The sequence below is a fragment of the Vibrio sp. ER1A genome (assembly GCF_000733315.1).
Classification (GTDB): Bacteria; Pseudomonadota; Gammaproteobacteria; order Enterobacterales; family Vibrionaceae; genus Vibrio; species Vibrio mediterranei.
In genome coordinates, this window is record NZ_JPJA01000096.1 from 1 (window position 1) to 14,152 (window position 14,152).

A 14,152-nucleotide genomic window follows, 5' to 3' on the forward strand; every position below is an offset into this window, starting at 1 on the left:
ATAGGTTTATATTGTTAAAGAACATTCTCTTCAGAACTCTGCGTTTCGCTTTCCGTTTGAAGAGGCGGCTATTCTAGCGAGATGATTCTCAGTGTCAAACACTTTTTTCTAATTATTTTTGATTTTTTCAAATCTAACTAGAAGACCATCTTATTAGCTGAACGCCTTACTGACTCTTGCCTTGAACCCTTGTGGGCTCTGCCGTGTCAGTGAGGACGCATTATAGAGATCCGGATCACATTGGCAAGCGTTTTTTAAAGAAAATCTTTAAAAATAGGTCATTTGTAACTTTATTGACCAATAATGGCTAAAACAGAACGTTTTTCACTCATTAATCCTTTAACTTACCCCATATTGCATCTTGGTAAAGCCTTAGATGTCTGTTACACGTACGAATTCTATAGTAACTAATGAGCGTTATTGTCTTCAAAGTAGTAAGAAATTCGAGCTCGTGGGTTTAAGTATTCCCGAATCTCTTCTGGCAGCCTATCAGGGTGAATCACTGACTCCACTTTCAGCTCCTTCTCTTCAAGTGGAATGATGGGAGCTTGCAGTTTAGGTACGGTAGGATCGTAGATGAGTACATTCGGGCACAGTAAATTACCACTATTAATAGAAACGACGAGACCGACCATCTCATTAGAGAGTTTGACTACCGTACCAGGAGGATACACCCCCATATACTTAATAAGAATGTTTAGGTTTTCTTGGTTATACAACGCCTTTGTATGCTTATATAGATAAGACAAGGCGGTAAAAGGAATCTTTTTCTCACTCGGTATTTGGTGATGACATAGGTTATCAAACGCATTGGCAACAGAAATTATTTGTGCGAACGCATCAATTTCATCGCCTTTGAGACCCAACGGATAGCCACTGCCATCCAACAACTCGTGATGTTGTTCGATGACGGTAATGACTTCTTGAGGCAGTGTATCCATCATACCAGCGATGTTGCTACCATACTTGGTGTGAAGTTTTAGGTAGTTAGCTTCTGGCTCCGTGAGCGGCGTAGTTTTTCTCAAAATTGCCGGTGGAATCTTCACTTTACCAATATCATGAAATAGTGCAGAAAGCGCTACTAGTTTGATCTCCTCGGCCTCTAATCCCCTTGCTTTAGCAATCATCATAGACAGCACCGAAACATTTAAACTGTGAAAGTAGATGTCTTCAAATTCACTTTTACTGCCCATTAAGTGCAAGGTCACTTCATCTTCAGATAAGAGAGTATCGACAATATCATCTACTAACAAACGTGCTTCTTTCGTCGCTTGTTCTGGCCGACTTCTGAGTTTGGCCATGACATTTCTAATTCGAGCCAAAGAGCGATCAAACTCTTTTTCGCAACGAGAAACTCTTCTTCGATATGCGCTTAGTTGTTCTATACGCCTTTGCTTTTCTTCCCAAAGTAGATCCGAGCTTGCTTGAACATAAGCATTAGGTTTTTGAGAGGCTTGTTGAATAGGGAGCGGTAAAACATCACTTAAATCAGGGTTAACGTGGACGTACTTCACCCCTAACTGCTTAATAATGTGTACCTGCTCTTCTGATTTAATCTTAAAAACATTAAATAGAAACGGGTGGTCATTCCATTTGAGGGGAAGCCGGACATGAAGCCCAGGCTGAATTCGGTCCACTGAAATCTTGATACTTGCCACAATCCAACTGCAACTGACTGTAAAACACTCAGCGAGTTTAAAGAACTTCGTGCGCTAATTCATCTAATTATTATTAAAGTGTGACCAAATAATAAATTTGTAAACTAGCGCCTTTTCTATTGAGGGGACGCTACTCTTGCTCTTTTTCGCGATTACTAAGAATAGCCGCAATTCTAGGATCTAGCGATTTACCATGTTGCTGCTCAAACTCTTCTCGCTTGAGGTCAACGAGGTTTTTCACAGAGTGCTGAGCAAGGCCTTTTGGCACTTCTGTCACTAACTTGCCCTTCTCTTGCAAGCTCATCGCCTCACGATAAAACTCTTTAAAACGACGGACAATCAGAGATTGTGGCAATCGGCGAAGCTCATAGCCTTTGTTTTGCATAATCCACTTTTCAAGTTGATTATTGGGCTCTTTATTAACGACGCGATTCAAAGCTTCCAAAGACTCTGATTCAGTAAGCTGAGTCTTGAGCAATGTCAATTCACCCATAATGGGTGGCCATTTTTCGCCAGCTTGAAGTCTCTCTCGGCAATGCTGCATGACACGCATTAACTCAGCTTCCGTTAAACTATCTGCAAAATCGAGAAAACGTCCTGTTGGGCGTCGTCCGTAAGACTTAATCCACGTCGACTCATAAATACTCAGTAATGTACCGAATATATAGTTACACCAGTCACTAGGTTGACGTTCTTGTTCGACCTCGTTGATGCTTAAAGCCTTAGACGACGACGGAGTTGTCGTCGAGACTTGAGTCGACTGCGGCTCACGGCGACCCTTATCAACTTTTGGAGTAACAGCATTAGAAGCCTTTAAGTGCTCAAGGCTACCATTGACCCCCATTTCTCTGAGTTTCTTTTCCATTGTGCCAAAATCAACGTTTTTTGGCTTATTGCTGTTACTCATGTCTATTACCTATGTAAAGTGTGCACGCTGCGAGTCTTAAAAATTCGGATTCTTACCTTGTCCTCGTAAGTACTCACGAAACTCTTCTGAAGGACTCACATCACCAGACTTATTTGACGTTTGGTAAGATTGGCGACGTCTTTCTTCTGCTTGCTTACGTCGATCTTCTGCTTGTTTCTCGTTAACAATCCACAATCTAAGTTTATTAAGCATTTGAGTGACGTTGGTGTACTCATTTGCTCGGGTTTTGTAGTAAACCACAAACTTTTCCCAGAACAAGTTAGGATCAATCTCAAGTCGAGAAAAAGCGATCGTCTGCGACGCCCAGTCTGGTATTTCAAACTCATTGAGATCATGAGTTGATAAATATTGGCTGTTAGTGGCTGGCTGTGACTCTTTCTTACTAGAAGAAAACCCACTACTTTTATCCTTACGATAATTGGGTTGCTGTTCGCCAATCACCGCTTGTAAACTTCCCGAGCGTTTAGAGTATTCTAGCCAATCTTCAAGCTGACGCGCCAAACGAGTGATGTTCGTGGTGTTCGTCCCATGTTCACGTACAAAGTTTTGCCATACGCTGTCTCTGCTATTCGGCGGTACTTTATAGAGATCAAAGGAGGGTACTGCCCAACCTGGAGCACTCGATTCTTGCATCGTCGTAACGCGAGATGGCTGACGGACAACTGGAGCGGCACTTGAGGTTTCAATCACTGGCAATCGATTTGGTTCAGAACTTGCCAAAGTAAAGTGATGCCTTTGCCCTTGGGGGGTAGATTCAACCTCACCTTTGGTCAACAACCCCTTATTAGCAAGCGCAGTAAGCACATCTGCTAGCCCAAACTCTCCAAGTAAGCACTCTTTAGCAACATCTGACAGTGCGAAAGCCACATTCCCATCATTGCCGGAAATATCCGCTAACTTTAATAGTACTAACTTCTCACTAGCTGTGATGTCAGTTTGTTGCCAAGCAATATGGGTAAATTTTGCACTCACAGTAATTCTCCTATCTGTTACCTAGATTCTAGCGCTTCGACTGGTCATAAACAAACAGAGAAAAAGTGACCTTTGAGATTAGAACAGTATCAACGCTTATAAACGAGATTTATCGTCAATAGTTGGTAAGAGTTCGAAAAGAATGGGCTGCTGGATATGAGTCATCTTGCCGCAACGTGTTGGGCGTATCTCAACGTTTACATCTCGCAAAACGACGAAAGGCCGCTTAAATAAGCGACCTTTCTAATATGGTACCGGTGGGCGGACTTGAACCGCCACGCCCGAAGGCAACGGATTTTGAATCCGTCGTGTATACCAATTTCACCACACCGGCATCTTGGACTGATGTCCTTTGATGTTTGGCATTATACGTAAGCTCTCGTTGCGTGCAACAACAAAACGCTGAATATTCTATTGTTTGCTGATATTTTCGCCACAATGTGATGCTATTCGGGCAAAGAGGCTTTCTTCACGTCGATAGAATCGCTATCCTGTGGCCAGTTTTAGTTATTTAATGATGTATTCAATGGAAACTCAATCTCTTCCACCTGCGGGCTTTTTCAGACGACTTGGGGCGCTGTTTTATGACAGCTTAATTATACTTGCGGTTGTGATGATGGCCGGTGGCGTTGTTGTGGCAATAATGGAAGCGTTGGTCGCGGCAGGGCTAATGAGCTATGCACCGTATACCGATGCCAGTGATTTTCTCGGCAGCCATCCCTTTTGGAGCCCTGTTTACACCGCTTACCTAGCGTTTGCATGGATTTACTTCCTTGTGTTCTTCTGGACTCGCGCCGGACAAACATTGGGAATGCGAGCTTGGAAGATTGAGCTTCAAAACTTAGATGGTGGACGCATTACCGTGACTCAGGCGCTAATCCGTATCGCTACATCCGCGTTTGGTTTAGCGAACTTGTCAGTCCCTATCGACCCTCAAAAGCGAGGGTTTCATGATATTTGGGCGAAGACCAAGGTAGTTGTTTTACCTAAAGCAAAATAAATAGCGACGAATATAAAAAAGGTGCCGAAAGGCACCTTTTTTATTACAAACGGCTAAGCAGACAAAAGTTAAGCTTTGTATGCTTTAAACGCGTTGATTAGACCGTTAGTCGAACTGTCGTGAGAAGTGACTTCACTGTCGTCAGCAAGTTCAGGTAGGATTTGGTTAGCCAGTTGCTTACCAAGTTCTACACCCCATTGGTCAAAGCTGAAGATGTTCCAGATAATACCTTGAGTGAAGATCTTGTGCTCGTACATCGCGATTAGGTTACCTAGGGTACGAGGTGTGATTTGCTTCACTAGGATTGAGTTCGTTGGACGGTTACCTTCAAAGATCTTAAATGGTACAAGATCTTTCACTTCTTCCGCTGTCTTACCTGCTTTTGCAAACTCAGCTTCAACCGTCTCTTTAGACTTACCGAATGCAAGTGCTTCAGTTTGAGCAAAGAAGTTAGACATTAGCTTCTGGTGATGATCACTCACTTGGTTGTGAGAGATAGCAGGCGCGATGAAATCACATGGGATCAGCTTAGTACCTTGGTGAATTAGCTGATAGAACGCGTGCTGGCCATTTGTGCCTGGCTCACCCCAAATAATAGGACCAGTTTGGTAATCAACGGCTTCGCCATTGCGGTCAGTGAACTTACCGTTAGACTCCATGTTGCCTTGCTGGAAGTATGCAGCAAAGCGGTGCATGTATTGGTCGTAAGGCAGAATCGCTTCAGATTCAGCACCGTGGAAGTTGTTGTACCAAATACCGATAAGTGCAAGTAGCACGGGAATGTTGCTTTCTAGATCAGTTTCAGCAAAGTGCTTATCCATCTCATGAGCACCAGCAAGAAGCTCAACAAAGTTGTCGAAGCCTACAGCTAGAACAATAGATAGACCGATTGCAGACCAAAGTGAGTAGCGACCGCCGACCCAATCCCAGAATTCGAACATGTTGTCAGTATCGATACCAAACTCAGAAACTGCAGTTGCGTTAGTCGATAGCGCAGCAAAGTGCTTAGCAACGTGACCGTCATCTTGAGCCGAAGCTAGGAACCAATCGCGAGCAGAGTGCGCGTTAGTCATCGTTTCTTGAGTAGTAAATGTCTTAGAAGCAACCAAGAATAGCGTTGTTTCTGGATCTACTTTCTTAAGAGTTTCAGCGATATGTGTACCATCTACGTTTGACACAAAGTGCATGTTCAGATGGTTCGTGTAAGGCGCTAGCGCTTCAGTCACCATGTAAGGACCAAGGTCAGAACCACCAATACCGATGTTTACTACGTCAGTGATCGCTTTACCTGTGTAACCTTTCCAATCACCAGAAATGATGCGCTCAGAGAAACCTTTCATCTTCTCTAATACCGCGTTTACCGCTGGCATAACGTCTTCGCCGTTAACCATGATTGGTGTGTTGCTACGGTTACGTAGTGCAACGTGAAGAACAGAACGACCTTCTGTTTGGTTGATTGTGTCACCAGCAAACATGGCTTTGATTGCGCCTTTAAGCTCAGTCTCGTTCGCTAGAGCAAATAGGTTCTTCATTGTTTCATCGTTGATTAGGTTCTTAGAGTAATCAACAAGAATGTCAGAGCCGAAGCGCGTAGAGAATTTGCCAAAGCGGTCAGCGTCTTGTGCAAATAACTCTGCTAAGTCCATATCTTGCGCAGATTCGAAATGCGCAGTCAGTGCTTTCCAAGCTTCAGTTTGCGTTGGATTGATGTTTTTCAACATGGTCTCTATCCCAATTTTTAGTCGGTTTTATTCCCAATCCCCCCAAGGAAAAGGAACCCCCAGTTTAGCGAATAATAAACAGTATATTCTAAATACAGCCCAGTGCCTTTTTAGGTTCACTAGACGTTACAAACTTGTCTGTGGTTTACAAAGTGTAGACTTTGTTTTCGTAATAATTTTTCAGGCGTAATTATGAACCAGAGCCATTGCACTCACCTTGAGTTAGGTCACGTAACGGTTCACAATATAAACAAAATAGGTAAACACCCTACCATTAAGCAGCACTATAATACATAGGAGTGATTATGTGGCAACAAAAGACATTGTACCTCAGCGCTAAGGCGCGCGGTTTTCATCTGATTACTGATGAAATTGAACAACAACTGCCACAGTTACAAGACTACTCTGTAGGTTTACTACATCTCTTCATCCAACATACCTCAGCCAGTCTAACCTTAAATGAAAATGCCGATCCGACGGTACGTAGTGATATGGAAAGTCACTTCAATCGCTATGTCCCAGAGAATGCACCTTATTACAAACATACGTACGAAGGCAGCGACGACATGCCTGCTCATATTAAGAGCTCTCTTCTTGGAGCGAGCGTGACCATTCCAATTAGCCAAGGACAGTTAGCTTTGGGGACATGGCAGGGCATTTACTTAGGTGAACATCGAGATTTTGGTGGGGAGCGACGAATTATTGCAACGTTGCAAGGGCAGATTTGAGGTTAGAACCCTTGCGATGCCTTGGATGGCTAACTCCTTGTCTGCCTGTTGTGACGAGGCAGACAAAGGTTGGTTTGAAGGGCGCTGTAAGTAGATCCCTGCCTGCGCAGGGATGACAGTACTAGGGTTCGGTCCAATGCTTGGGCTCGGTATTGAAGTTCGGTATCGAATAGAGACCGACGTCACTTCGTACTGCTATAACTCATTTCAACGCGGGAAGTGAGCTTAGTCACCAGCTCATAAGCAATAGTACCAATGTGCTCGGCGACTTCTTCAGATGGGAGCGCTTCCCCCCATAAGATGGCTTCATCGCCCACCTGATCTAAGGCATCTGGACCTAGGTCAACAGTAAGCATATCCATCGATACTCGACCAGCGATTGGTACTTTACGACCATTCACTAGTACCGGTGTGCCATTTGGTGCTGTACGAGGGTAACCATCACCATAACCAATCGCAATCACCCCTACTTTAGTGTCTCTATGGCTGGTCCAAGTCGCCCCGTAACCCACACTTTCGCCTTTCTTTACATCGCGCACAGCAATCAAGTGAGACTTTAGAGTCATGACAGGCTTAAAGCCCATATCGGCTGCTGTCTTATCTCCAAAAGGGGATACTCCATACATAATGATACCTGGACGCACCCAGTCTAATCGACTTTGCTGCCACTCAAGTAGGCCAGCTGAGGCTGCCATAGAGCGCTCCCCATTGCAGCCTTCTGTTAGTGACAGAAACAGCTCTATTTGCTGTTGAGTCATGGTGTTATCAAGCTCATCGGCACAACCGAAATGGCTCATATAACGTAGCGGTTTAGCCACGTTATCACAGCGATGTAAACGCTCGACGAACTCTTGGTATTGTTCTTCACGAACGCCTAGACGGTGCATGCCGCTATCCACTTTAAGCCAAACAACGACCGGAGTTTCTAGCTCTGCCTGCTCTAGTGCATCGAGCTGTTCATAACAATGCACCACCGTTTGAATATTATTGGTCACCAACACCGGGAGATCATTGGGTGAGTAGAAACCCTCAAGCAGTAATATGGGTTTCACCACACCGCTTGCTCTTAGCTGCAACGCCTCTTCGATGCGAGCTACCCCAAATGCATCCGCACCCGTGGCATTTTTAGCAATGTGTCTCAAACCATGACCATAACCATTAGCTTTGACTACCGCCATGACTTTGCTATTCGGCGCTTTCTGTTTAATGCATGCTAGATTGTGCGCCAGCGCATCCAAATTAATGTGCGCTGTCGCTGCTTTCATATAACTCATACGTCTGCCCTACTACTCTTCGTCAAACGCAGGACCTGCGTAGTTATCAAAGCGAGAATATTGACCTTGGAAGGTTAAGCGAACCGAACCGATAGGACCGTTACGCTGCTTACCGATAATGATTTCTGCAATCCCTTTTAATGCACTGTCAGGGTGATAAACCTCATCACGATAAATGAACATGATTAAGTCGGCATCCTGCTCAATAGAGCCCGATTCACGAAGGTCTGAGTTAACTGGACGTTTATCGGCACGCTGCTCCAAGGAACGGTTAAGCTGCGACAAAGCAACAACAGGAACATTCAACTCCTTCGCCAATGCTTTAAGTGAGCGTGAAATCTCAGCGATCTCAAGGGTACGGTTATCAGAGAGTGACGGTACACGCATCAACTGAAGGTAGTCCACCATGATAAGGCTAAGGCCACCGTGTTCGCGAGCAATGCGTCGAGCACGAGAACGCACCTCGGTTGGGGTCAAACCAGAACTGTCATCAATGTACATGTTCTTTTTCTCCATGAGCATACCCATGGTCGTTGAAATCTTCGCCCAATCCTCATCATCTAATTGACCAGTACGGATCTTAGTTTGGTCAACACGAGACAGCGACGCCAACATACGCATCATGATCTGTTCGGCAGGCATCTCCAAGGAGAAGATAAGTACTGGCTTATCATCCGACATCGCCGCATTTTCACATAAGTTCATCGCAAATGTCGTCTTACCCATCGATGGACGTGCTGCGACAATGATAAGATCCGAACCTTGAAGGCCAGCCGTTTTCTTATTTAAGTCATTGAAGCCCGTAGTCACCCCTGTCACACCATCTTGTGGCGTTTTATACAGGATTTCGATTCGTTCTAGTGTTTTTTCAAGTATGTTATCGACATTTTGAGGGCCTTCATTCTCGCTGGTTCTTTCTTCCGCGATTTTAAAAACCTTACTCTCAGCCATATCAAGCAGATCTTCAGACGAGCGACCTTGTGGGTCGTAACCCGCATCAGCGATCTCGTTGGCCACACCAATTAGATTTCGTACCAGAGCACGCTCAGCAACAATATCCGCATAAGCATTGATGTTTGCTGCACTTGGGGTGTTTTTCGCTAGATCGGCAAGGTAGGCAAATCCACCAACATCGTCCAACTGCTCTCGCAGTTCAAGGAATTCAGATAAGGTAATCAAGTCAAGCGGCTTGCTCTCTTCTAACAGAGCTTGAATGCCTTCAAAGATTAGACGGTGAGGACGACTATAGAAATCACTGCTGATCACCTTCTCGGCAACGGTATCCCATCGTTGATTGTCTAACAACAGACCACCCAGTACAGACTGCTCCGCTTCCAATGAATGAGGAGGGACCTTCACTGATTCCACTTGAGCATCTTTTACTTTTTGATTTCGGATATCCGCCATGACTCTACTCGATAACACATTATGACCAGACATTATATACTCAACTAAGTGTGGGCTAAAGCAAAGAAAACGCGACTAAAACGAGGATTACTCCTTCAAAATTTGACCTATTGCTGACGATGGTCGAATATGCCACACATATAATCCCGAACCCCGTATCCGCTCCGAGAGGTTTTTGTGTCAAAGAAGGTACTTTTTGGTCTAGTATTGCTTGCTTCGCCTGCGATCTATGCTGAAGAATTTCTCCCGCCAAGCGACACGGAAGACTCGCCACCCTCACCACTTCAGTCCGAAGTGGAATTTGGCTATCAAGCACACTCGGGCAATACCGACTCTCAATCACTTAATGCGCGTGTTGCTGCGGAATATACCGAGGGACGCCATCGTACCAGTGGGGAATGGAAATATTACCAACTCTATAAGGCTTTGATGCGGAATTCAGCTAACGAGCGAGCGCTAGCTACTTAGCTGGCATTTTAAACAGCATACTGAGTTTCGGGCATACCTATCCCANNTTCGGCAACAAAGCCACTCTATAAAGACGGTGATGAAGATAAAAATCAGCAGAACTATTTATTGCAAACTGACTACAAGTTAGGCCCTAAAGCGTATTTGTACGGAAACTATAACGGCTTCTCTTCACTTTATAGCTCATATTATGAAGATCATACCGTTTCAGGTGGTTTAGGTTATCAGCTCGCCAATCGAGACAATTTCCTGTTTGAAGTCGAAGTCGGTCCGGGTTTTCGTTATCAAGAACCTAATCTTGATGAGATAGACGATAAAGACATTATTTTTAAGAACGTGGTTAAAGAAGCTATTATTCGAGGCAACATCAATTTGATTTGGAAGCCTTTGGATACTCTCACCGTCGGTACCAAGCTGACCGCTACATCTGGTAAAAGTAACACCCGTTTTGATACAGAATTAAATGTCACCAACGCCATTACTGAAACCATCGCGTTAAAGCTATCTTATGACAGCCAATACCACAGTAAAGTCCCTAGCCCTACTCTAAGCAAGCGCGACTCTATTTTCACCGTCAACCTGCTGTTTAGCTTCTAACCTTATAAAAAATGCAAAAAAAAACACCAGCCGAAGCTGGTGTTTTTCATTGTTCTTCTGACTGAGATTACTCAGCAGCAACAACTTGTAGGTTGATAGCAGCGAAAACTTCAGAGTGAAGTTGGATGCTGATTTCGAACTCACCAGTTGTGCGTAGAGCACCTTCAGGTAGGCGAACTTCGCTCTTAACTACTTCAACGCCAGCTGCAGTGATTGCATCAGCGATGTCGCGAGTACCGATAGAACCGAATAGTTTGCCTTCGTCACCAGCTTTAGAAGCGATAACAACAGCTTCTAGAGCGTTAACTTTCTCAGCACGAGCTTCAGCAGCAGTTAGTTGCTCAGCAACTTTAGCTTCTAGTTCAGCGCGACGAGCTTCGAACATTTCAACGTTACCTTTAGTAGCCATTACTGCCTTACCTTGTGGGATAAGGAAGTTACGAGCGTAACCAGATTTAACGTTAACTGTATCGCCAAGACCACCTAGGTTACCGATTTTATCAAGTAGAATAACTTGCATTGTTTAATCCTCTATCTAAATAAACGGTGCCGATTACTGATGCTTATCAGTGTATGGCAGTAGAGCTAGGTAGCGTGAACGCTTGATAGCGCGCGCTAGCTGACGCTGATATTTAGCGCTTGTACCAGTGATACGGCTAGGTACGATTTTACCAGCTTCAGTGATGTAGTTTTTAAGAGTTGCTACGTCTTTGTAATCAATCTCTTGTACGCCTTCTGCAGTGAAACGGCAGAATTTACGACGACGGAAGAAACGAGCCATGGGCTATCTCCTGATCTAAATTAAAGTCTTGTTGTCGGCAATTGAATCAATTACCAAGTACTAAATGAGTAACGAATTACTCTGCAGCTGCTTCTGGCTTAGCTTCAGTACGCTCTTCGCGACGTGGAGCACGCTCTTCTTTCTGCTTAAGCATGATAGAAGGCTCAGTGATTGCTGCTTTAGTACGCATAATCATGTTACGTAGAACTGCATCGTTGAAACGGAAAGCAGTCTCTAGCTCATCAATAGCTTCTTGTGGAGCTTCAACGTTCATTAGAACGTAGTGAGCTTTGTGAAGCTTGTTGATTGGGTAAGCCAGTTGACGACGACCCCAGTCTTCTAGACGGTGAACAGTACCGTTAGCTTCAGTGATAGAACCAGTGTAACGCTCGATCATGCCAGCAACTTGCTCGCTTTGATCAGGGTGCACCATGAATACGATTTCGTAATGACGCATTGGTTGCTCCTTACGGATTATTAGCTTCCACGTTTGGCTCGGTCGTCCAGAGGAAGCAAGGAACGAATAAAAAAGACCGAGAATTAAGGACCGCGAATGTTACAGAAAGGACGGAAAATAAGCAAGCAATTTTAGAGGTTTAAGAGGCTAAGCAATACTCCTCAATGCTTAGCCATCCAAAAAGCCTTGTTATTCATCAGCATAGATCTTTACAGTTAATTCACCATGGCAATCTACCGAGGCGCGGTACATGCCTGAGCTATTCATACCAAAATGAACATCACCTTGAGCATCCACTGCAATTAAGCCACCCTCGCCACCCATGGTTTTCAGTTCACCTTGAATTACCGCTTCACACGCCGTATGAACGTCTTCTTTTAGATAGCGCATTCGCGCCGCGACATCACCTGCAACGGTTTTACGGATAAAGTACTCACCCATTCCGGTAGTTGAAACCGCAACATTGCCGTTTTCAGCGAAGGTACCTGCGCCGATAATCGCAGTATCACCAACGCGGCCGTACTTTTTATTGGTTACACCACCAGTACTTGTCGCTGCAGCCAAGTTGCCATGGCTGTCCAGTGCCACCGCCCCTACCGTGCCGTATTTTTTGTCATCTGGATATTTCGATTCAGACAGGGCAAACAATCCTTTCTCTTTCATCGAAAGTAATTGTTCGTAGCGACGCTCAGTAAAGAAGTAATCTTGCTCGGTATATTCGTGTTGATGTTCAAACGCAAACTTCTCCGCGCCTTCTCCGATTAATAACACATGATCGCTATCGCGCATCACATCTCGCGCCAGCTCAATCGGGTTACGAATATGACGAACGCCAGCGACCGCGCCTGCATCCATAGCCGCGCCATGCATCACAGAAGCATCCATCTCAACCATTTCATCATGAGTTAATACCGAGCCTTTTCCCGCATTAAAATGTGGCGAGTCTTCCATCACTTTAACCGCTGCTACTGTTGCATCTAGAGCGTCACCACCCGCTTCCAATATCGCAGCGCCCGCCTGAACTGATTGAGTCAGTGCTGCCAATATCTCTTGCTTCAATGTCTCAGTCATCTGATCACGCAATATGGTTCCAGCGCCACCATGAATCGCAATTGCAAAAGGCTTAGTCATACCGTTCGTTCCTACTTCCCTACTGTTTAAAACCAAAAAGACCTCCCATAGGGAGGCCTTTCAAAACTCAACGATTAGTGAGAACCACAACCGCCACCACCGCAGCAACCGTCTTCTTTTTTCTCACCGTGGTCGTCACCACCACAACAGCCACCTTCTTCACCGTGACCTTCGCCGCCACAACAGCCGCCGCCCTGGTGAATATGACCATGTTCAATTTCTTCTGCCTTAGCTTCGCGAATCGCAACCACTTCAACATCAAACGTTAGTGTTTGGCCTGCAAGCATGTGGTTACCGTCAACCACAACTTCGTCACCGTCTACTTCCGTTACTTCAACAGGGATTGGACCTTGGTCTGTATCCGCTAGAAAACGCATGCCCACTTCGATAGTGTCAACGCCTTGGAATACATTCGCTGGTACACGTTGTACTAATGCGTCATTGTGTTCACCGTAAGCATCCTCTGGAGAAACAGTAGCTGTGAATTTATCACCCGCTTCTTTGCCTTCAAGTTCCTTTTCTAGACCAACGATTAGGTTGTTGTGACCGTGTAGGTAATCTAGAGGTGCTTCTACTGTTGATTGATCAACGACAACACCGTCTTCTGTTTTTACTTGGTACGCTAGGCTAACTACTGCGTTCTGAGTAACTTTCATGTGAGCTCCAAAGGATTGGCCTTGAGAGATCATTAAAGCAAAGCCTTTTTGCGAACAGCAAACCGACTCAAATGATCATCTCATCAAAAATTAATCCGCCTTTAAGCGGCGTGTTCGCATATTATGGGGTCAGAAATAAGAAACTCAATCATTCAGGCTTAAAAATTCCGATTAATTCCTCATCACTGCGTTCAGTTTTCTCTACAGCTTTTGGCGTGCGTTGTTCTTTGAATTCACACTCTACACACTCCACCCACTCAACATTGTTGTCTATCCACCAGCGCAAACTGTCTTGCTGGCTACACTTAGGGCAGCTTGCCCCCGCAATAAAACGTTTCTTGGTACTGCTCATGTTACTTCCTAATTCCGACCTT

General features: G+C 44.9%; 14 protein-coding genes, 1 tRNA gene and 1 pseudogene. 3 read left to right on the forward strand and 13 right to left on the reverse strand.

The genetic code is table 11. The features are described 5' to 3' along the window. Positions 1-407: 407 nt before the first annotated feature. The 4 genes from HW45_RS26110 to HW45_RS26125 all read right to left on the reverse strand — a co-directional run bounded on the left by HW45_RS26110 (position 408) and on the right by HW45_RS26125 (position 3,892). Positions 408-1,658 carry an HD-GYP domain-containing protein gene (locus HW45_RS26110; RefSeq protein WP_038230913.1) on the reverse strand — a complete coding sequence of 417 codons (1,251 nt, stop codon included), beginning with the start codon at positions 1,656-1,658 and terminating at the stop codon, positions 408-410. Positions 1,659-1,788: 130 nt separating this feature from the next. Further along, positions 1,789-2,565, reverse strand: coding sequence for a hypothetical protein (locus tag HW45_RS26115; RefSeq protein ID WP_051868411.1), 777 nt, complete (start codon positions 2,563-2,565; stop codon positions 1,789-1,791). A gap of 36 nt (positions 2,566-2,601) precedes the next feature. Further along, positions 2,602-3,558: a hypothetical protein gene (locus tag HW45_RS26120; protein ID WP_038230916.1), complete on the reverse strand. Its 957-nt coding sequence runs from the start codon at positions 3,556-3,558 to the stop codon at positions 2,602-2,604. Positions 3,559-3,807: 249 nt separating this feature from the next. Beyond that, a tRNA-Leu gene (locus HW45_RS26125) sits at positions 3,808-3,892 on the reverse strand. A gap of 192 nt (positions 3,893-4,084) precedes the next feature. On the opposite strand from HW45_RS26125, the gene HW45_RS26130 reads away from it, so the two are divergent. Further along, a complete protein-coding gene (locus tag HW45_RS26130) occupies positions 4,085-4,558 on the forward strand; it encodes an RDD family protein (RefSeq protein WP_038230918.1) in 474 nt (157 codons plus the stop codon). A gap of 68 nt (positions 4,559-4,626) precedes the next feature. Here HW45_RS26130 and pgi read toward each other — a convergent pair whose 3' ends face one another. Continuing rightward, on the reverse strand, positions 4,627-6,279 hold the full coding sequence (gene pgi / locus HW45_RS26135) for a glucose-6-phosphate isomerase (RefSeq protein WP_038230919.1): 1,653 nt from the start codon (positions 6,277-6,279) through the stop codon (positions 4,627-4,629). Between the two features lie 305 nt (positions 6,280-6,584). Between pgi and HW45_RS26140 the strand changes: the two genes are divergently transcribed. After that, positions 6,585-7,007 carry a secondary thiamine-phosphate synthase enzyme YjbQ gene (locus HW45_RS26140; protein ID WP_038230922.1) on the forward strand — a complete coding sequence of 141 codons (423 nt, stop codon included), beginning with the start codon at positions 6,585-6,587 and terminating at the stop codon, positions 7,005-7,007. 182 nt (positions 7,008-7,189) lie between these two features. Here HW45_RS26140 and alr read toward each other — a convergent pair whose 3' ends face one another. Both alr and HW45_RS26150 read right to left on the reverse strand, forming a co-directional pair. Next, positions 7,190-8,281 (reverse strand): alanine racemase, encoded by a 1,092-nt coding sequence (gene alr / locus HW45_RS26145; protein WP_081875910.1) that lies wholly within the window; start codon positions 8,279-8,281, stop codon positions 7,190-7,192. A gap of 12 nt (positions 8,282-8,293) precedes the next feature. Next, entirely contained in the window at positions 8,294-9,688 is a 1,395-nt protein-coding gene (locus HW45_RS26150; RefSeq protein WP_006075652.1) for a replicative DNA helicase, read from the reverse strand. 177 nt (positions 9,689-9,865) lie between these two features. Between HW45_RS26150 and HW45_RS30100 the strand changes: the two are divergent. After that, positions 9,866-10,753 (forward strand): annotated as a pseudogene (locus tag HW45_RS30100) (DUF481 domain-containing protein). 67 nt (positions 10,754-10,820) lie between these two features. Here the strand turns inward: HW45_RS30100 and rplI are convergent. The 6 genes from rplI to HW45_RS26185 form a co-directional block, all read right to left on the reverse strand. Next, positions 10,821-11,273 carry a 50S ribosomal protein L9 gene (gene rplI / locus HW45_RS26160; RefSeq protein ID WP_031493946.1) on the reverse strand — a complete coding sequence of 151 codons (453 nt, stop codon included), beginning with the start codon at positions 11,271-11,273 and terminating at the stop codon, positions 10,821-10,823. A gap of 33 nt (positions 11,274-11,306) precedes the next feature. Further along, positions 11,307-11,534, reverse strand: coding sequence for a 30S ribosomal protein S18 (gene rpsR / locus HW45_RS26165; protein WP_000090472.1), 228 nt, complete (start codon positions 11,532-11,534; stop codon positions 11,307-11,309). A gap of 76 nt (positions 11,535-11,610) precedes the next feature. After that, positions 11,611-11,991, reverse strand: coding sequence for a 30S ribosomal protein S6 (gene rpsF, locus HW45_RS26170; RefSeq protein WP_006074804.1), 381 nt, complete (start codon positions 11,989-11,991; stop codon positions 11,611-11,613). A 189-nt stretch (positions 11,992-12,180) separates the two neighbouring features. Further along, a complete protein-coding gene (locus HW45_RS26175) occupies positions 12,181-13,122 on the reverse strand; it encodes an isoaspartyl peptidase/L-asparaginase family protein (RefSeq protein WP_038230924.1) in 942 nt (313 codons plus the stop codon). Between the two features lie 74 nt (positions 13,123-13,196). Then, on the reverse strand, positions 13,197-13,778 hold the full coding sequence (gene slyD, locus HW45_RS26180; protein ID WP_038223079.1) for a peptidylprolyl isomerase: 582 nt from the start codon (positions 13,776-13,778) through the stop codon (positions 13,197-13,199). A gap of 148 nt (positions 13,779-13,926) precedes the next feature. Further along, positions 13,927-14,130, reverse strand: coding sequence for a YheV family putative zinc ribbon protein (locus HW45_RS26185; protein WP_006074807.1), 204 nt, complete (start codon positions 14,128-14,130; stop codon positions 13,927-13,929). Between the last annotated feature and the right edge of the window lie 22 nt (positions 14,131-14,152).

Coding starts and splice junctions, on each gene's coding strand:
- pgi (WP_038230919.1), bottom strand. CDS start 6,279: ATGTTGAAAAACATCAATCCAACGCAAACTGAAGCTTGGAAAGCACTG.
- rpsR (WP_000090472.1), bottom strand. CDS start 11,534: ATGGCTCGTTTCTTCCGTCGTCGTAAATTCTGCCGTTTCACTGCAGAA.
- alr (WP_081875910.1), bottom strand. CDS start 8,281: ATGAGTTATATGAAAGCAGCGACAGCGCACATTAATTTGGATGCGCTG.
- HW45_RS26150 (WP_006075652.1), bottom strand. CDS start 9,688: ATGGCGGATATCCGAAATCAAAAAGTAAAAGATGCTCAAGTGGAATCA.
- rplI (WP_031493946.1), bottom strand. CDS start 11,273: ATGCAAGTTATTCTACTTGATAAAATCGGTAACCTAGGTGGTCTTGGC.
- slyD (WP_038223079.1), bottom strand. CDS start 13,778: ATGAAAGTTACTCAGAACGCAGTAGTTAGCCTAGCGTACCAAGTAAAA.
- rpsF (WP_006074804.1), bottom strand. CDS start 11,991: ATGCGTCATTACGAAATCGTATTCATGGTGCACCCTGATCAAAGCGAG.
- HW45_RS26185 (WP_006074807.1), bottom strand. CDS start 14,130: ATGAGCAGTACCAAGAAACGTTTTATTGCGGGGGCAAGCTGCCCTAAG.
- HW45_RS26115 (WP_051868411.1), bottom strand. CDS start 2,565: ATGAGTAACAGCAATAAGCCAAAAAACGTTGATTTTGGCACAATGGAA.
- HW45_RS26175 (WP_038230924.1), bottom strand. CDS start 13,122: ATGACTAAGCCTTTTGCAATTGCGATTCATGGTGGCGCTGGAACCATA.
- HW45_RS26130 (WP_038230918.1), top strand. CDS start 4,085: ATGGAAACTCAATCTCTTCCACCTGCGGGCTTTTTCAGACGACTTGGG.
- HW45_RS26140 (WP_038230922.1), top strand. CDS start 6,585: ATGTGGCAACAAAAGACATTGTACCTCAGCGCTAAGGCGCGCGGTTTT.